Genomic DNA, 18,265 nt, shown 5'->3' on the forward strand with positions numbered 1-18,265 from the left:
GCCTGCAGTGGCTCACGAAAGGATGGATACTCGAGATCTAGAATCGAACCGCTACACCTAATTTATAACGCGCCTCTCCTTCGGCACTAAATACAGGATAATTGTTTTTAAATTCGGGCTTAACTTCAGCTAAATCAGATGCCACCCCAAGCTGAATGCTATCTTCTTCAAACAAGTTAACCACTTCAAAAGTTAGCGAAAAATATTCGGTTATATCAAAAGTGCTACTAAAATCGACCGTGCCATAAGCTTGATGCTCACGATTACCGTAATAACCTGGTAACTCACGGATCATATAGGCGCTACGCCAGTTATAAGCTAAGCGGGCAGAGAAGCTATCTCGCTCATAATAACCCACTAAGTTAACCGCATGCCTTGATGAATCTGAAAACACATCAACTTGATCAGGATAATATTCAGCAGGTGCATGTGAATCAGCAAAAGTGTAATTTGCTGCATAACCCAATCCGTTTTCGAACCCATTTTGAAGCTGTAGTTCAACACCTTGTATAAGCCCACCTGAGCCATTTTTCTTGTTAGAAACAGTCCAACTATCTTCACCAGAGTCAGGATCAACAATGCCCACACTTTGATCTAATAATTGCTCTGAGGTGATAAACGAGTTGATATCTTTAACAAAATAAGTCGCTGATATGATTCCTTCAGGGCTGAAGTACCACTCCACGCCCAGCTCGGCCTGTATCGCTTTAAACGGCTCTAGAGCGATATTACCTTGATCGATTACTTCGTTATTCGGAATGCCATCGCCATAGCCCGATAGTGCAGAGGAGGCGAACATATCGTCATAATTGGGTCGAGAAATGACTTTAGATGCCGCCGCTCGGATAATGACATCATCAGTGGCCTCAAATGCAACATTGATACTTGGTAGTAAATCACGATAGTTTGCCCCTAATGTACTCAAATCATCAGCGTAAGTACCCTCTGAGGTAAGCTGGTAATAATCCGAAGCGACATTGGTCGAGATATAGCGAAGCCCGATATTGCCTCTAACACGCTCAGATGCGAAGTTAGCCATCAAATATAAGGCTAGGTTGGTTTCGTTAATGGTACCGTAACCCGACTTATATACCTGACCATTACTATCAAAGCCAGTGATTGCAGCCTTGGCATCGTTGAGCATGGCATCAAAAATAGGTTTCGGCAGAGTAAAGCCGCCTCCTGATGAAACCGTACCAGAGTAGTACGCAGATGCATTTTTTGCGATAATCTCGGGGTTAACTATGCCTTCAAAAGACTCCTGTTTAACGTCATGTTCAGCCCAGCTTACTCCGGTTTTAATTGTGTTGATAAAGCCAAGCTCTACAGGAAATGTAAGGTTTAACTTAAGGTAAGTCTCTTCATCTGAGTTGGGTTGTTTACGCAGCGACCAACTTTCTGGAGCCAAGGGGCCATTAAAGTCCTCTGCCGTAAATGAATTGTTCGCTATGTCGATATTTATCACATCACTGCGGGCATCATAAGTGCCTGCAAAATCGCTGGCCTGCCCCAACCAAAAACCGTAATTAGCTGTCGTGTTGGTTCCCCCTTCTGAGCGAGTATTACCCAGTACACCATCTACCGTATAGTCATCCGTTTCATACTTAAAATCAAAGTCATAAGTATTGGAATCCATGCTCGATTCGCGCACCCATGTTTGCGCCCAGGCCGGGTTAGCATCATCGGCATTACGACGATAAAAGATACAGGTTCCGGCCTCATTTCTTTGCTCGCAAGCAGCCTCTTTATCATCAGGAAACATCAAAAATAACGACGTATTGGCATTGTTGGCTTGCATATCAAGACTCATGAAATTGAAGCCAAGCTCCAATTCGTCTGTTGGCCGGTACTGCAACACCGCATTAATAGCAGAGCGCTCACGCTGCTGCTCGAACGTCGTCGGCACTATCTCTCCCCAGCCGATGCTTGATTCGATCCCATTACGCTGATAATGAGTGTTGGCATCTGCTACCGCGAGCAGCACACCTAAGCTATCGGTGCTATTTTTCCAGCTATACAAACCAGAAAATTCAGGGTCTACTTGCTCAGAAACGGTGCCATAGTCTTGCTTACTGCTAAAGAAAATTGAGTTAGTATCTAAATCCAACGGCTTGCGGGTATTAATGATAACGGTACCACCGATCCCACCTTCGGTAATATCGGCTTGAGAAGATTTATAAGCCTCTATTTCACCTATTATTTCAGGCGGTAACAAAGAGTAATTAAAACTACGATCAGTTGTTTGTTGGTCAAACCAACCTGTCGATGCAACAGAGTGACCATTTAACAAAGTACTGGTTAACTGATTAGATGCGCCACGAATAGACACTTGCTGACCCTGGCCAAATTGACGATTAACCGAAACACCGGGCATTCGCGCCAAAGACTCACCCACATCGCTGTCAGGGAATTTACCTATATCTTCTGCGGTTACCGCATCGACAACAGCATTGGAGAACCTTTTAGTATTAATAGAGGCCTTCATGGAGGCCTGAATGCCACGCACCTCAATAATTTCCATTGATGACCCAATGACGCTGCCATCCTCTATTGGGTTCGCTGTAACAATAGCAGGTAGCAGAGTGCTCACTAGCAGTAGTGCAGCGGTTGCCATTAAGCTTACCTTAAAACTTGTTCGTCTTATTTTTACACGCGTCATCAAAGGGGGGGATCTTAAAGTCAATTATCATTCTACAAGTAATGCCACATCAATATGAGCTGAAAGCCTAGTTCGGCGCACAGCCAACCTAAGGGAATAATAAGTAATATCCCCTTGAATAAAGTGGTTTTAGTGTTTACTGCAAACTTAATATCGACTTATTTAAGGCGATATTGGAAGTTAATTTTACCTTTGCTTGAGTCGGAGAGGTCAGTGACTTTAAGCCACCGAGAAATGATAAAGCCCTGAATTTAAGGCCCCATTGTAATCAATCTCAACGCTAGACAATCTCACTATATCATGAGGTAGATTGCCTCCTTCATCAATAATGTTTTATGAGGAAAATTACACCATCAAACACCGCGGCGGATTTTAATCCAGCGCAAATGATTCTGACAAGCATATTTTAATATATCGCTTTGGGGATAAACTAAAAAAACATTAGCTTGAAGTGATAAACCGTTTTTCTTGATTAGCTTAAAGCACTATTTTGTGCACACCTTCAAAGTTTGAAGCTAATATTTTGTCAGCAAAAGCGAACCCTTTTATGATGATAATAACCAAGTAACTTACTAAGGTATCCCATGGCATTTGCACAACTACTCAGTGGCAAACTTCTCAGAGAGTTTGAGACGATTTCAGCTATGGTGAAAATCTACTGTAAGGCGCACCATAAGGAAGCGGGATCTCACCCTTGCGAAGAGTGTGAAGACTTTATCGAATACGCCCATACTCGCCTTGATAGATGCCCCTATGGTCAAGATAAGCCAACCTGTAACAAGTGCCCAGTACACTGCTATAAGCCTCATATGAAAGCCAAGGCGCGCGAGATCATGATTTTCGCAGGCCCTAGAATGCTACTACCTCACCCTATTATGGCTATTCGTCATTTACTCTGCGAACGTCATCCTGCGCCAGGTAAGCCCCCCGAAGCTTGCTCTAACCGCCACCAACGCATAAAAGTTACCACAAAAGATTAGTCAATTTTACTAAGCGCGATATCATTTAAGCAAAATATAAAGCTAACCTATTGTCATAACGTTATTTTCCACGCCTTCAGTGCCGCACCCTTGTCGTATTTAACATTCACGACTAGACTTTTGAAAAGTAAGAATACTTGTCGAAAACTGAATATAAAATGGACTCAGTAACGAATGCAGCAAGGAGGCTGATGATTTGAGCAAAGAGATCCTACTCGTAGAGGATAATAAGGTCATGCTGCTACTGATGACAAAAATGCTCTCCTCCCGAGGTTACCATGTCATTAACGCTATCAATGGCCTTGATGCACTCACTCAACTCGAAAAGCACCCTTCTATTCAGCTTGTCTTAAGTGACTGGATGATGCCTGATTTAAACGGCATAGAACTGTGTTATCACTTAAAATCCCCCGACTATAACCGTTATATTTTTTTTGTTTTGCTCTCAGGACGTGATGATCAAGAATCAATTGTCGAAGGCATTAACGCTGGCGCCGATGATTTTGTCGCTAAAGATACTAATATCAATGAGCTAGATGCTCGCCTTAAAGCGGGATTTAGGAGTCTAGAACTACACAACCAGTTGGTTGCCAAAAATATTGAACTAGACCAAGCTTATGCCACCATACGCCAAGATCTCGATTCGGCCAGCTTATTGATCCAGCGGATGTTACCTAGCCAAAAAAAATTCCCTGGCGTTGAGCTGCACTACACTCATATACCGAGTGCTCAAATTGGTGGCGATATGCTCGGATGTATGCCGCTAGATGAAGACCATATCGCCGTTTACCTCTTTGATGTCGCTGGCCACGGAGTAAAATCAGCATTGATGTCTTTTGCAATCCAGCAAAGTATCGACTCTAGCAGTAACTCGCATGTAAAACACCAACAAGATAGCGACCCTTTTTATCGCTTAAGAGAGCCCAGTGAAGTGCTCGCTAGGCTTAATCAGAGTTATATTAATCAAGGCGATAATAACCTCTACTTCACTATGATTTACGCCGTGCTGAATACCAAAACCGGACAATTAAACTACGCCTTTGCTGGTCACCCTCCAATAATCTGGCAGCAAACATCGCAACAAATATGCCGCTTTATACAACAAGAGAGCTTTGTCGCCGGTATGTTCGATTTTGCTAGCTACCAAACCGAACAGATCCAATTGAGCGTAGGCGATCGCATATTTCTCTACTCTGATGGTATTACCGAAGCGGAATCTACAGATAAAGAACAATACTCAGAGCAAAGGTTAGCGTTGCAAATTCAACAGCTGTCCAAGCTGACAATTAGCAAGCAAAGTAACACCATAGTAGAGGAATTAAACAACTGGTCAGACACAACACAGTTCGATGATGACATCAGCTTGTTGGCATTTGAATGGAATGGAAGCTAATCAAGGAAACAGCATGCACTTCGATATAATTGCGAAAAACCAATACACGGTGATCCGAATTAAAGAGGCTAGGTTTGACGCCAAGCTGACTGCCAGTTTCCATGTTGAACTCGGAAAACTAAAAGATAACCTACGCGAGCATTTACTCCTTGATATGAGTGATGTGCGCTTTATGGACAGTAGCGGACTAGGAGCCATCATGGGCACCTATAAGATGTTGCGCAATACTAAAATCAGTATCATTAACCCACAGAAACCGATCCTAGATTTGCTCAAGTTAACTCGAATAGACAAGCTGATAGTGAGCCATGCAACCATAGAAGATGCGCTAACAGCAAACGCTTAAAAGGATAGCTTGATGAAGGGAATGACACTCGCCGCTGGAAAAGGCACAGAAGTACAGCCTATCTTCAATGCGTCTCCCTTTTATCGCAGCGGTAATAAGGGAGGTTAATGTGAACACAAGGACGTTTTACCAACAATACTCAAGCAGCCTGGAGGCATCCCGCACTGTTGCCTCCGATATCCTGCCCTTTTGGTACTCACTCGGCTTGGATACAGCCCTTATCGGGCAGATGGAGCTGTGCCTTGTAGAACTCGTGAATAACGTATTTGAGCATGCCTACGCTAACCTTGATGGGGCAAAGTTTGAAATAAGCTCTTACGTAAATGACACAAAACAGTTAATTATTGAAGTCGCAGATTATGGCGACTCGATACCCAAAAATCTGCTTGATGACCTACCTAAAATGGACTTTATTGAACCTCTCGCATGCGACCCAAGCACCTGGCTACAAAGCCGTAGGGGACTCAAAATCATTCAGCAGCTTTCAGACAAAATAGAATACCATTCACACGATAACCGCAATACTTTCAGACTATTGAAAAAGACCAGCTAAAGACACTCTAGTCATAACAAAATGCCAGCTTTAGCTGGCGATTTAATGGCTGTTAATATCAACACAAGCAAGGGGGGAAGCTATGATTAAGATTGATGAATTAAAAGCACTCTGTGACGGCGATGATTCTATGCTGAACATGCTACTGACGATCTATATCGAAGAGTATGGCCAAAGTGATCACCTCATTTTTCAGAGCTATCAAACAGAAAATATCACTGAATTATTTCGTCTCACCCATGAGCTCAAAGGCATGTTCAGTAACCTGTGCGCGCAAGACGCTGTAAGCTTGGCACAAGTCGTTGAGTCGAGCTCTAAAGGCGGCTCACTCCCCGAGCGCATAGCAATAATCAACTTGTGTAGCGAAATCCAAACCATCAATCGCCAAATAACCGCTATTTTACAATAACCGACGCGATTCACAGTCAAAGCCAAGCTGGAACGACTAGCCCAAAATGATTGAGCTTAGTCTTCATCAAAATACAAAACTAACCGCCAAGCTTAATAAATCAGCGTCTGAGCTTTCGCCGTAGACCAGTGGTGAAGTGACAAACTGGGCGCGATTACCTTCCTTTTGAGAGAAGATCATCTGGTATTCAATATTGATTGAAACACTTGATGTTAAGTCATATTTAACCCCTGCCGTTACCGCTTTTGACTTTCGCAGTTGATGGCTCTCACCGTAAGTTAAATAGGGTGACAATTCGTCAAATGCATAAATAGCCGAGGCATACCAGTTTGCTTGTAATCGATCGGACTCAACCTCTGCTATCCACAACCAAGAGCCATAGCTGTATTCCGCCCCTAACGTGTAAATATCGAGTTTTTCCTCCTCTACCGAGGGAAGCTGGGTATATTTGGCTTGCATAAAGCCACTATGAATACGGTAATTAAAGCCCACTAAATCAATATAGATCCCTGCTATCCATTCGGTATCAAACTGCAATAAAATGTCACCTAACTCGACCTTATTGACTCTATCAAAACCGTAATAGGGAGAAACCGTTAACAGCAGTTCATCAGAAATATCATAATTCCAGGCTAAAGAGAGACCATCATAAAAGGTAAACCCTAAAATGCTGTCATATACCTCTTGAGGTGGCCTTATCCACGGGTAGGCTTGGCTGACATAGTAGTACTCCGAAACCAGAAATACCGGTAAGCGCAAACGCCCTGCTCTCAACTCAAAATCATCAAAGCCATATGATAGATATGCCCATTCAAGTTCAGGGTCACTCCAGTTATCCTGGGTACGTTTCACCACCTGCCCAGACGCACTCAAGCCATCGAACACATCGATATCTAACTGTAAGCCAAATATGGTGTCACAGTCGTAGCAGGTATCGTCGGTAATTTCTCGACTAATAAATAGTGGGGTTCGATTATCACTTTTGCTGATAGTGGTTGAGCCAAATCCACTTAATAAAATGTTGTCGGTTAACTCAATACTTGCCTGGGCAGCAGGGCAAAATAACAGGTAAAATAACGCTATAAATAATGTTTGGCGAAATAACATGGCTATTCTCCCTGAGGCACGGTTATCAAGATATTGACTTCTTTGGGGACGGAATCGATGGGGGCATAGGCTATTCCGTTGGGGTTATCGTTAAGCCATTTTAAAATCTGCTTAATATCATCACTGTTTAATTCTTCGGGGGGAGTACCTCTTCCAGAAAATGCAAGCCCAGCCCAATAGCCGTTCATCTGCGATACGGATTTACCGAGTAGCATTTTGTAAAAGTCTTCTCTGTGGATGGAAGTTTCAGGGAGGTCTACCAGGATAATTTTTAAGCTACCGGATATTTTCTTACTTTTGCCTCGATAAAGCATTCTAGCCTTACTTTTACTTAATGGCGGCAAGTCGTCATTCAAGGTAAAAATTGCAAACTCAACGTCTTCGCTTTCATCGACGCCGGCTAAAGCTTGAGAGGCGGGGGAGCTACACACAAGCACCAGCAAAAGAAATTGCTGACAACAGACAAGCTGAACCCGTTCGTTTAATCCCTTAAACATTAAAACCCTCATTCCTTGATAGTTTTTTGTACTAAGCTGAATATAGTCAAGGCTTAGTTAAACCACAAGCTCACCACTAACTTGTTCAATTCATGGAGTAGAAATGAACTTATTGAATCATATTTCAATAAAAATACGGATGTTAGCCTTGGTGCTATTGCCACTGATTTTTGCCTCATTCTTGTCTGCATTAGAGATTAAAAATCAAAGCGACAATGTTGAATCGCTAAATACCCTCAATAGCAAAATTAACTTTCTTGAATCTTTCTCTCAGTTAAACAAACAGATCAATCACGCAAGAGAGCAGTTATTCAAACACAATATTAAGCTGTCCATCGACTCTTTCAACACCCGCCTCAACTACATAGCGCTGTTACTACCACAAGCCTTTAGTGCCGAAAACGCTTTAGAGATGGAGTCCTGGTTAAGTAATACCAGTAATGCGCTAAAAGAGATGAATGAAGTTGATAGTGAAGGATTAGGAGACTGGTCATTTTGGTTCAATGAGCTGCAAGTTCAAGCGCTAAGCACCATGGAAAAAGATCACTCAGGCGTTAACGATGAAATAAATCAACAGCTGGTGATACTCTATCAACTGCAGTGGCTGTCTCTATGGTCTACTGAAGAGCGTTGGTTAATCAAACAGTTGCTATTAAATCGCGGAGAAAGCGAACTGCTTAGCCAGCTGAACTCCATCACTGAACACCAACAACTTTATATTGAACGCTTTATTGAGATCAACGCTAAGCCGGAGCAAGTATCTCTGCTGCTGAGTACCTTTTCAGATAAAGCATTCGAGCAAAGCTACCAATTAAGAAGCCACATTTTAAATCAGCAACCACTAACCCAAACCCCAGATACAAGTTTGCAAGCATTACAGCAGCGTCTTGATTTAATTCAATATGTTGTGAGCACTTTCTCCAGCCAGCTAACTAACAATATCCAGAGAGAAATCAGCCAATCTAAGCGTTTGATCTTATTATTCTGTGCAGCATTGTTTTTCTCTTTGATCATTATTGCCATCATAGGCGCAAACCTATATCGACGCATCACTAACTATCTCAGCCACGTGATTAAAACCATGTCTCAAATTGAAGAAACTCATGACTATTCACAGAAAATAAACGAAGCGGGTAACGATGAATTCAGCCTATTTTCCCATACACTCAATAAGCTGATTAATGAGCGCCACCAAAATGAACTAAAAATATTACAAGCCAAGCGTGAGGCTGAAAAAGCCAATCAGGCAAAGAGTTCTTTTCTGGCAAATATGTCTCATGAAATCAGGACTCCGCTCAACGGAATTATCGGCATGTCCGATATCATGGCTGGCACTAAGCTAACGGCCACTCAAAGTGAACATTTACAAACTATTGAGACTTCATCGCAGACACTGTTACTGCTTATCAATGACATACTCGATCTCTCTAAAATTGAATCTGGTAACCTCTCAATAACCCATACAAATACCAATATTGTCGAAGTGGTATATGACACGCTTTCGATGATCTTACCCAAAGTCGCCGAAAAACAACTCACCCTTGAAGTCGATATCGATAAAGATACTCCTTACCTGACCTCCTTAGATGAACATCGCATGCGCCAAGTGCTGATGAATCTGCTCTCTAATGCGATAAAATTTACCCTAGAGGGAGGCATTAAGGTCGTTGTTTCGTGTCGCAATAGTGCCAGCTATAGCAAGATGCTAATTAGCGTGCATGATACTGGAACAGGAATAGCCCCTAGCAAGCAACAACAAATATTTTCTCCTTTTATTCAAGAGGACGACACCATTACCCGTCAATTTGGTGGCACAGGGCTTGGACTCTCTATTTGCAAACAACTTATAGAATTAATGGGGGGCGAGATCACCCTTAGCTCAGTGAAAGGAGAGGGATGCTGCTTCACTATCTCGCTGAAAGCTAAAATAGTCAGCTACACAAAACCAATCTCCAACCAATTTAAACCATTAACCGCTGCGATCATTTCAAATAACTCGCAACGCAATGACATGATTAGCAAAGAATGTCAGCGCCAAGGATTTAGCCTTAACTACCATTATCAGTCTTGCTTTGACCTGCTTCAAGATAGGCAAACAATTGATCTTTTGTTCCTCGATATCCAGTCATCGACAAGAGGTACACTTGCGAGCCTACCTGAATTGCTTAAGCAAAAAGACATCTTTACCATTGCCATTAACGCTCTGGGCGAGAAGCGACAGTTAGATAATATAGATGCAATAGTAACCCTTCCCTTATTAGGCAACCGTTTTAGGAACGCCATACATAACGGCATAGAAAACCGAAAACTAAGGCAGCAACAGCAACCACAGAATCAGCTCAACCCGATAAACAAGCCCGCTGAAACAGAGAAATCGAAAGTGGTTATTCTGATTGTAGAAGATAACCTAGTGAATCAGAAAGTGGCCTCTTTACAGCTCAAACAGGCGGGTTTTGATTTTATTATTGCGAGTAATGGCCAAGAAGCCTTTGAATTTATTAGCGCTGGTAGAGCCTTCCACGCCATTTTAATGGACTGCATGATGCCGGTTATGGATGGCTTTACGGCAACCGAAAAAATCAGAGAGTGGGAAAGTCTACATTCTCAGCCAAGGTTACCTATCATCGCACTAACTGCGAGCGTACTCGATCAAGATATTCAGAAGTGTTATCAATCAGGTATGGATGATTACCTCGCAAAACCCTTTAAAAAAGAGGCGTTACTACATAAGCTTAAATCGATATCTAAGCAGGCGAGTTAAATCGTCCACTGACTAACAGCCACGCTATACTCATAGCATCCCATGACGTTAATAGCGGCGTTACATTTCCTAGCAAGCACATACTATAGATGTAGGCTAGCTATGACTAAAAATTCAACACTTGCATCTGGGATAGTAATACGTTGAAATGATATCGGCATGAATGAATTTAGTGAGTTTTTCTCTCAAGGTTATTGGTGGCTCTCATTGCTTGGCGGTCTACACTGCCTCGGGCTAGGCTTGTATATCCGCTACATTTACACCGAGCAAAGTGGTAACCATAAAATTCTGGGTGGCATTTTCAGTTTAATGGCGCTGTATTTTTTTACTGGGTTACTCAACATAAATAACGCCCCTGCCCCCATCCACTTACTTTTCATCTTAATTATTCCCGTCTACTTTTTAATGATGCCCCTGCTCTACCTCTATTGCGACCGCAGCCTTAATGAAATAAAACGGCCAATCGGTTTTTCACGTCACTTCTACCCCGCCGTTATCATCGCTATTATTGTGGTATTAGCCACCAGTTACCGAATCACCTTTGAGCATAATTGGCCTGAAATTAAACTGAGTCAGCCGCCGACTCTGACTGATTTAAGCCTTTTAGGCATGGTACTTCCTGCCATGCTATTTGTTCAGACTGGGCTCTATTTTTATTACATCATTAAAATGCTTAGCCGCTATCCAGGCCGAGTATCAAGAGTGCATCAAGATAGCCTCAAAGATATTAAGTTTCGCTGGTTGTTGGTGCTAACTCTCGCGTTAATGGGCAATTGGCTTATCAGGACGGTATTGGTGATCTTGCCTTTTTACTTTGGCGATAGGTTTATTGCTATCAACCAAGCCGCGACCAAGTTAGCCCTGTTATTGACTGTCTATATATTGGCTATTTACGGCCTCAAGCAGATCACCCGAGCCGCCTTTTTGCGCGGCAAACTCACTCAACAACATTCGAAACAACCGATGCGGGCCAGCCAACAGCTACTTAGCTCTGAAGAGCTCGCTTATTTGCAGCAGTTAATGCTGGAGGAGAAAGAAGAAGATCAGAAAAATAACCCGCCATAGGCTTTGCTGAAGTCCACGGCGTGATAGGTCCATATTCGTTAGGCTTTACAGCCATGTAGGAAAATTTTAATCGCTTGCGCCGAATACTGCTTAATTTCCTCTTCCGAAGGGACACCTAACCCCAAGACCACATCTTGGTAATAATCACCTCGCAAAAGCCCAATTAACTGACTGCTTGTCTGGGCAGGATCGTCAATATTCAACTGTCCTTGAATAGCCTGTAGTTGTAAAAAATCACTCAACATTTGATAAAAACGATGGGGCCCACGAGATAAGAAAAAATCCACCAGCTCTTTATCTCGGCGAGACTCAGTCACAATAATCCGATATATATCGATAATAGGCTGAGAACACAAAGCCTTAAGGTATTCGTAACCGAACTGATTAAGCTGTTCAGCTAGATCCGCTTGAGCATCAAATTGAAAAGCACTGCCCACCTGTTCGGTACAGCGAGTGACCACCTGAATCAAAATTCCGCGCTTACAACCAAAATAGCTATAAAGGGTCTGCTTAGAGCCACCGCACACCTCAATAATTTGATCTAGACTCGTGTCGGCGTAACCCTGCTCAAAAAAAAGCTGAGTCGCTACGTCGATAATTTTTTCTTGTTTCTTTAGCGTAGATGGACGCATTCAAGTACCTCTCCTGTATGAGCCTAATTAGAACAGGTCTGTGTTATTCATGCAATTTAAGCCAAGTAACCCATAAGCTTGCTCAAGGCTAATTTGCGATCTCAAACGATCTTTTATGAACCTTGGTTAAAATTTAACTTGATCTAGTTATACCAAATAACTTATCGTACCGTCCAGTACAGTACGATAAGTTAATGGAAAAATATGAACGCCAAAATTAAAGCCATCGTTATCACCCTTGCCTTAGTCACGACTCTTGCAATGACGGCTAACACTTTTGTCAGTAATGCTGATACCGAAAAAACCGATAACGCCTATGTTCATGGTGAGATCACCCAGATAAGCGCCGAGGCTTCTGGTCGAGTCACAAAAATATTTGTAACAGATAACCAAATGGTAAAAGCCGGAGACGTACTGGCAATCATAGATCCGAGAGATTACGTCGCCCGACGAGACCAGGCTAAAGCGGCGTTAGCCATGGCGAGTGCATCACTCGATAGCAACCAGAGTCGCACCGCGCTACAACACGTCAATATCGATGAAACTGCGGCTCATTTGGAGGTCGCAGAGGCGAACCATGACTTCGAGCAAAAGGAGCTCATTAGGTATGCAAAATTGGTTAAGACCGATGCTGTCAGCAAAACACAGCACGATGCGCAAGCGAACAAGGCTCGCATAGCCAATGCCAACCTTGAGGCGGCTAAGTTTAAGTTATCAGCAGCCAAGCAGCAGCTTATTAACCTAGAGACAGATCGCACTCACATTCTTGCACAGCAGCAACAAGCACAAGCAAGCTTAGCGCTAGCCGAACTAGAACTGCAAGATACCCAAATTCTAGCGCCGATCTCTGGCCGGATCGGTAATCGCGCCCTACAACTCGGTAAGTTTGTCCAAGCAGGTTCTGGCGTATTGGCCATTGTGCCAACCGGTGAATTATGGATAGAAGCCAACTTTAAAGAAACTCAGCTAACCCATATTCAACCCGGACAGGCCGTAGAGGTGATACTGGATATGTTCCCTGACTCAACACTCACTGGCACGGTGAGCAGCACTTCGCCATCAACAGGTGCGCAGTTCAGCCTCTTGCCTCCTGACAATGCCACCGGTAATTTCGTCAAGGTGGTGCAGCGAGTACCAGTAAAGATCAAACTGATGATCCCGTCGGCATTAAAAGGCCGAGTCGTTCCAGGGCTATCGGCAGAAGTCACGATTAACACCAATAGCACCAATAGCTAAGTCTTTCACTTATTCAGAGTTAATTCCATGAACCGCCGCCTCGAACTTATGCTAATTGTGACCCTGGCAATGATCCCATTTGGCATCACCTCGGCTATCTACAATGCCAGTGCCAGTAACATTGCCGGAACATTAAGCCTATCGGCTGACAATGCTTCTTGGTTCAATATTGCTTATATCTTAGCGCAATTACTGACCCTGCCTTTGGCCTCATGGCTAAGTTACCGCATAGGCGCAAAGCGCCTGCTAACCATGGGCACCGCTCTTGGCTTGTTAAGCAGTTTACTATTAGGTTTTAGCTGCAATGTCGTGGGGCACTTTATTGGCTGGGGCGTTATCGGGATTGCAGCAAGCTGTATGTTAGTGGCAGTGCAGGTGTTGGTGCTGCGTAACCTGTCACTTAAGGACATAGCTATTGCTGAAGGTTGCATGATGCTAATGACAACTCTGCTACCTATGGGCGTCTACCCTTGGCTTATCGCCGAGCTAGCCGAGAACGCCTTATGGCAACTCATCTTTGCGGCACAATCGAGCCTTTACCTGCTCATTTTGGCCTGGTTATGGTTACGGCCACTCGATTATATCGACGCGATACAGGTCCTGAAATTTAACGCGCTACAAGCGATTACCATGAGCGCTGCCATCACCGGGATCACGCTAGTCTTGATGCGTGGCCAGTACTATAACTGGTTCGATAGTCCAGAGTTTACTCAGATGACTCTGGTCACCGCGGCATTGATTCTCTTATGTGTATTCGTTATCGCGAAGCAGCTTGGTCGTGGCGAGTTCATTCGTAGCGATGTATTAAGCCCGCTAAAGAATAAAGTGTCGATGTACAACGCTGCCCTTGCAGGCTTTGCCGTGCTTGGCACTTCTATGCTGATCAGCGTTTACCTTGGCAGTGTATTGCGCTACAGCCATAGCGAGCAAGGCTGGCTGCAAGTGCCCGCTTTTGCCAGCATGTTTGTCGGCTTACTTATTAGTATCTGGATCTGTAATCACCCAAGACTCAAACCCGATGCTGTGGTGCCCATTGGTGTGCTAATGATCTTGCTCTCGAGCGTCTCGCTATCAGGTAGCAGCGCCAGTAGTGGCGCAAGTGATATGCTGCCAGCATTGATCTTACGCGGGCTTGGCGTCGGCTTGCTCAATGTCACCGTGTCTATCTCTATTTTATCGAGTTTTAAAAAAGAGCATATTTCACAGGGCGTAAGTTACTTCTACCTCTTTAGAACCTTAGGGGGTCTGATGGGCATGGCGTTGTTCTCTAGAATGATGAGTATTGAGTCCACCAGCACCATGGGTGTGCTAGGCGAAAATTTCAATCAAATGAACAGCAATTTCATCCAGTATCAAACGGCCATGACTCAAGTCTTGAACCAAGGGATGTTGGAAGCCACGCCAGAGCGAGTCGCGAGCTTGCTTTCCAGCCAACTGCAACTACAAACGGCAGCCGTTGCAGGAGGCAATAATTTCCAGTGGTTTATTATCTCGCTGTTTGTGCTTGCCCCTATCTTGATCATAGGTAAAAAGTTAGTGGCAAAGTCTGCTAATCAGCAGCCGGAAGATTAACTAAGTCTGTTTTTGATTTATCACAAATAAACACCATTGAATGAATTTTTTTCATAGCCAACCGCGTAAAAGTTACGCTAGTGTATTAGCCCTTATTTCAAGAAAATATCAAAAAAAAAATAATAAATGCAAGTTAACTTATTGAAGGGTAGGAATTAATACATGAAACAATCACACAAGCTATCGTTGCTTGCTGCCGCACTGTTCGGCAGCAGTTTCTCCGCCATGGCGGTAGAGAGAACGCACGACATCAGCATTGATGACTTCTTTGATATCGGTAATATGGGCGCAGTAACCTTTAGCCCGAATGGTAGGCAAGCGGTGTGGTTAGAGTCCCGCTGGGACAAGGAGCTTGATAAAAGCCAGCGCGACTTATGGTTAGTTGATACTCAGTCTCGCCAACCAAAGCGTCTGACCTTTACTAACGAGAGCGAGTCTAGCCCACAGTGGAGCCCAGACGGTGAATACGTTTACTACCTAGGAAAAATAAAGCAAGAAGGTGCAAAGGCACCATTCAACGGTAAAACTCAAGTCTTCCGTTTATCCATCTCAAGTGGCGATAGCCAACCTATGACTAAAGAAGCCGAAGGCGTCACAGGCTTTGAGCTCAGTCATGACGGTAAAAACCTGTATTTTCTAACCACTAAAACCACAACCGATAAAGATCCGTGGGCATCGATGCGTGCTGATCACAGCGCTCCAAAGTATGGCCACGGCGAACAAAAAACCAATCCACTATATCAGCTCGATCTCGAGCACTTTAAACAAAAACTACTACTTGATGACGATAAGGTCGTTTGGGAGTTTAAGGTTAGCCAAGATGGCAGCAAGATCGCCCGTATCACCACAACAGACAATGAACTGGTTTTCTTAGAAGGTTGGTCTGATGTTGAAATTTTCGATACGACCACCCAGCAGAACAGCGTGCTGGCAGACACCCAGTGGCGCGATAATGCCCCCTCGCCTTATGGCTGGCTGCTCGGTCTTGCTTGGCAAGACAACAATACCGAATTAGCGTTTAGAATCGATTTCGACGGTCATCCAGGCCAGCTATTTATTGCCGATGCCAAAGCCACAGATAAACCATCGCTTGAGATCTCTCGCCCAGACGATGTGACACTGAACTCAAGCGATCTTACTTGGCGGCCAAACAGTGATGAGATCTGCTATCGCGGCGCCGATCATGGCCGCGTCAAACTGTTCTGTACTGAAATCGATGATGGCGAACAAGGCGATACTCGCAGCGTAATTCCCGGTGACATGGTGATCGGTAGTTATAGCTTTAGTCAAAATGGTAAGTCCGTCGCTTTTAGCCATAACGGCTTAGATCATTTCTCGGATCTGTTTATTGCAGATGCCAACAGTAGCCGTGCCAAGGCTAAACGTATAACCAATATCAATCCACAAGTTGATAGTTGGAAACTGCCGCAAGTTTCTATTGTAAAATGGACTGCGCCCGATGGTGCTGTTGTTGAAGGCATACTCGATCTACCAGCTGGATACAAAAAAGAAGATGGCCCCTTGCCATTAATCGTGCAAATTCATGGGGGGCCAACATCAGCGACGCCTTATGCCCTGCAGCATAGATCTTACGGACGTTCGACCTTCACCGCTAATGGATGGGCTCTACTTTCACCTAATTACCGTGGCTCCACTGGCTATGGCGATAAGTTCTTAACCGATCTTGTTGGTCGTGAGCATGATATCGAAGTCAAAGATATCATGGCCGGTGTCGATCAACTTATTAGCGATGGTGTCGTTGATGGTGACAAGATGGCCGTGATGGGCTGGAGTAACGGCGGTTATCTAACCAATGCGATTATCAGTACCAATAATCGTTTTAAAGCCGCAAGCTCTGGCGCTGGCGTATTCGATCAGCGCCTGCAGTGGATGCTTGAAGATACTCCGGGGCATGTGATTAACTTTATGGAAGGCCTGCCATGGGAAAAGCCTGCAGCCTATGATCATGGCTCGTCATTGACCCATGCTAATAACATCAAAACCCCAACGTTAATTCACATCGGTGAAGGCGATCAGCGTGTACCACTGGGTCATGCTCAAGGTCTCTATCGTACGCTGCACCACTACCTCAATGTACCTGTAGAGTTAGTCGTTTACCCCGATGAAGGCCATGGCTTAAGTAAATACCAGCACCGTAAGGCTAAAATGGAGTGGGATCAGAAATGGTTTAATCATTATGTATTGGGCCAGCCTGTAGAGTAAACGCGCTGTTTATCATCGTTTAGCTAACTCTATTAAAGCGCCCTGTTGGCGCTTTAATTTTTTAGATAACAATCGCTTTGTAAAAGTATATTCACTTTCCGTTCAGTAAGGCTATGCTAAGGTTTAAGCAGTTTATGACATAGCGAAAATGGAATGAGGAGAATCCAATGATAGGTTTTATTAAAAGAGTCACCGCTAGCTTATGTCTACTTGCTAGCGTATTGATAGCGCCGCAGGCGCTCGCAGAAGACAGCTATGCGCAAGCTAAGAGCACTTTTCAGCAAGCCAATGAAACCCAAAAATTCTTTGACAGCGCTTATGGTTACGCACTATTTCCTACGGTAGGAAAAGGCGGTATAGGTATTGGTGCCGCCTATGGTAAAGGACAAGTTTATCGTGCTGGCAGCTATGCCGGTAATACCAGCCTAACTCAAATTTCTTTTGGTTTTCAGCTCGGTGGTCAGGCCTACAGCGAGATCATCTTTTTTAAAAATGAGGCCGCCTATAAAGACTTTACCAGTGGCAGTTTTGAATTTGGCGCTCAAGCTTCGGCCGTTGCCATCAACATAGGTGCCAATGCTCAGGCTGGTACCACAGGTAACTCAGCGGGCGCCGGTAAAAGTGCTGCTACTGCCGCCTATATTAATGGTATGGCGGTATTTACCGTAGCCAAAGGCGGCTTAATGTTTGAAGCTGCTCTAGCAGGGCAATCTTTTACTTTTGAAGAAAAGTAGAGAAAAAGAAGGTTCTAGGAAATGCAGAGACGGATAGGACCTAGGACCTAGATCCTAGGTCCTTCAAAGTTAGAACCGAGGTAAATCACATTCTTCAC

At 44.0% G+C, this 18,265-nt stretch carries 15 protein-coding genes; 11 read left to right on the forward strand and 4 right to left on the reverse strand.

Annotated elements, in window-relative coordinates:
- Positions 1-37: 37 nt before the first annotated feature.
- A complete protein-coding gene (locus ACVBIU_RS13835; protein ID WP_447164016.1) occupies positions 38-2,614 on the reverse strand; it encodes a TonB-dependent receptor in 2,577 nt (858 codons plus the stop codon).
- Positions 2,615-3,243: 629 nt separating this feature from the next.
- On the opposite strand from ACVBIU_RS13835, the gene ACVBIU_RS13840 reads away from it, so the two are divergent.
- From ACVBIU_RS13840 to ACVBIU_RS13860, 5 genes are all read left to right on the forward strand, one after another.
- Positions 3,244-3,639, forward strand: a complete 396-nt coding sequence (locus tag ACVBIU_RS13840; protein ID WP_447161801.1) for a nitrous oxide-stimulated promoter family protein — start codon at positions 3,244-3,246, stop codon at positions 3,637-3,639.
- A gap of 196 nt (positions 3,640-3,835) precedes the next feature.
- Positions 3,836-5,032: a SpoIIE family protein phosphatase gene (locus tag ACVBIU_RS13845; RefSeq protein WP_447164017.1), complete on the forward strand. Its 1,197-nt coding sequence runs from the start codon at positions 3,836-3,838 to the stop codon at positions 5,030-5,032.
- A 13-nt stretch (positions 5,033-5,045) separates the two neighbouring features.
- Positions 5,046-5,378 (forward strand): STAS domain-containing protein, encoded by a 333-nt coding sequence (locus ACVBIU_RS13850; protein WP_447161803.1) that lies wholly within the window; start codon positions 5,046-5,048, stop codon positions 5,376-5,378.
- A gap of 109 nt (positions 5,379-5,487) precedes the next feature.
- On the forward strand, positions 5,488-5,931 hold the full coding sequence (locus tag ACVBIU_RS13855; protein WP_447164018.1) for an ATP-binding protein: 444 nt from the start codon (positions 5,488-5,490) through the stop codon (positions 5,929-5,931).
- Between the two features lie 82 nt (positions 5,932-6,013).
- Positions 6,014-6,340: an Hpt domain-containing protein gene (locus ACVBIU_RS13860; protein WP_447161805.1), complete on the forward strand. Its 327-nt coding sequence runs from the start codon at positions 6,014-6,016 to the stop codon at positions 6,338-6,340.
- Positions 6,341-6,406: 66 nt separating this feature from the next.
- Here the strand turns inward: ACVBIU_RS13860 and ACVBIU_RS13865 are convergent, their stop codons facing one another.
- Positions 6,407-7,447, reverse strand: a complete 1,041-nt coding sequence (locus ACVBIU_RS13865) for a hypothetical protein (RefSeq protein WP_447164019.1) — start codon at positions 7,445-7,447, stop codon at positions 6,407-6,409.
- 2 nt (positions 7,448-7,449) lie between these two features.
- Positions 7,450-7,944, reverse strand: a complete 495-nt coding sequence (locus ACVBIU_RS13870; RefSeq protein ID WP_447161807.1) for a hypothetical protein — start codon at positions 7,942-7,944, stop codon at positions 7,450-7,452.
- Positions 7,945-8,047: 103 nt separating this feature from the next.
- On the opposite strand from ACVBIU_RS13870, the gene ACVBIU_RS13875 reads away from it, so the two are divergent.
- Both ACVBIU_RS13875 and ACVBIU_RS13880 read left to right on the forward strand, forming a co-directional pair.
- Complete coding sequence (locus ACVBIU_RS13875) at positions 8,048-10,705, forward strand: ATP-binding protein (protein WP_447164020.1); 2,658 nt, start codon at positions 8,048-8,050, stop codon at positions 10,703-10,705.
- A gap of 159 nt (positions 10,706-10,864) precedes the next feature.
- Positions 10,865-11,770 (forward strand): hypothetical protein, encoded by a 906-nt coding sequence (locus ACVBIU_RS13880; RefSeq protein WP_447164021.1) that lies wholly within the window; start codon positions 10,865-10,867, stop codon positions 11,768-11,770.
- A 38-nt stretch (positions 11,771-11,808) separates the two neighbouring features.
- Here ACVBIU_RS13880 and ACVBIU_RS13885 read toward each other — a convergent pair whose 3' ends face one another.
- Positions 11,809-12,402: a TetR/AcrR family transcriptional regulator gene (locus ACVBIU_RS13885; protein ID WP_447164022.1), complete on the reverse strand. Its 594-nt coding sequence runs from the start codon at positions 12,400-12,402 to the stop codon at positions 11,809-11,811.
- 204 nt (positions 12,403-12,606) lie between these two features.
- Here ACVBIU_RS13885 and ACVBIU_RS13890 point away from each other — a divergent pair, with 204 nt between their 5' ends.
- From ACVBIU_RS13890 to ACVBIU_RS13905, 4 genes are all read left to right on the forward strand, one after another.
- Complete coding sequence (locus ACVBIU_RS13890) at positions 12,607-13,638, forward strand: HlyD family secretion protein (protein ID WP_447164023.1); 1,032 nt, start codon at positions 12,607-12,609, stop codon at positions 13,636-13,638.
- A 27-nt stretch (positions 13,639-13,665) separates the two neighbouring features.
- Positions 13,666-15,210: an MFS transporter gene (locus ACVBIU_RS13895; protein WP_447164024.1), complete on the forward strand. Its 1,545-nt coding sequence runs from the start codon at positions 13,666-13,668 to the stop codon at positions 15,208-15,210.
- A 162-nt stretch (positions 15,211-15,372) separates the two neighbouring features.
- Positions 15,373-17,433: a prolyl oligopeptidase family serine peptidase gene (locus ACVBIU_RS13900; RefSeq protein ID WP_447164025.1), complete on the forward strand. Its 2,061-nt coding sequence runs from the start codon at positions 15,373-15,375 to the stop codon at positions 17,431-17,433.
- Between the two features lie 167 nt (positions 17,434-17,600).
- Complete coding sequence (locus ACVBIU_RS13905) at positions 17,601-18,167, forward strand: YSC84-related protein (protein WP_447161814.1); 567 nt, start codon at positions 17,601-17,603, stop codon at positions 18,165-18,167.
- Positions 18,168-18,265: the final 98 nt, after the last annotated feature.

The organism is Shewanella sp. 30m-14 (assembly GCF_052977125.1).

Coding starts and splice junctions, on each gene's coding strand:
- ACVBIU_RS13880 (WP_447164021.1), top strand. CDS start 10,865: ATGAATGAATTTAGTGAGTTTTTCTCTCAAGGTTATTGGTGGCTCTCA.
- ACVBIU_RS13860 (WP_447161805.1), top strand. CDS start 6,014: ATGATTAAGATTGATGAATTAAAAGCACTCTGTGACGGCGATGATTCT.
- ACVBIU_RS13840 (WP_447161801.1), top strand. CDS start 3,244: ATGGCATTTGCACAACTACTCAGTGGCAAACTTCTCAGAGAGTTTGAG.
- ACVBIU_RS13850 (WP_447161803.1), top strand. CDS start 5,046: ATGCACTTCGATATAATTGCGAAAAACCAATACACGGTGATCCGAATT.
- ACVBIU_RS13900 (WP_447164025.1), top strand. CDS start 15,373: ATGAAACAATCACACAAGCTATCGTTGCTTGCTGCCGCACTGTTCGGC.
- ACVBIU_RS13875 (WP_447164020.1), top strand. CDS start 8,048: ATGAACTTATTGAATCATATTTCAATAAAAATACGGATGTTAGCCTTG.
- ACVBIU_RS13905 (WP_447161814.1), top strand. CDS start 17,601: ATGATAGGTTTTATTAAAAGAGTCACCGCTAGCTTATGTCTACTTGCT.
- ACVBIU_RS13835 (WP_447164016.1), bottom strand. CDS start 2,614: ATGGCAACCGCTGCACTACTGCTAGTGAGCACTCTGCTACCTGCTATT.
- ACVBIU_RS13895 (WP_447164024.1), top strand. CDS start 13,666: ATGAACCGCCGCCTCGAACTTATGCTAATTGTGACCCTGGCAATGATC.
- ACVBIU_RS13870 (WP_447161807.1), bottom strand. CDS start 7,944: ATGTTTAAGGGATTAAACGAACGGGTTCAGCTTGTCTGTTGTCAGCAA.
- ACVBIU_RS13890 (WP_447164023.1), top strand. CDS start 12,607: ATGAACGCCAAAATTAAAGCCATCGTTATCACCCTTGCCTTAGTCACG.
- ACVBIU_RS13865 (WP_447164019.1), bottom strand. CDS start 7,447: ATGTTATTTCGCCAAACATTATTTATAGCGTTATTTTACCTGTTATTT.
- ACVBIU_RS13885 (WP_447164022.1), bottom strand. CDS start 12,402: ATGCGTCCATCTACGCTAAAGAAACAAGAAAAAATTATCGACGTAGCG.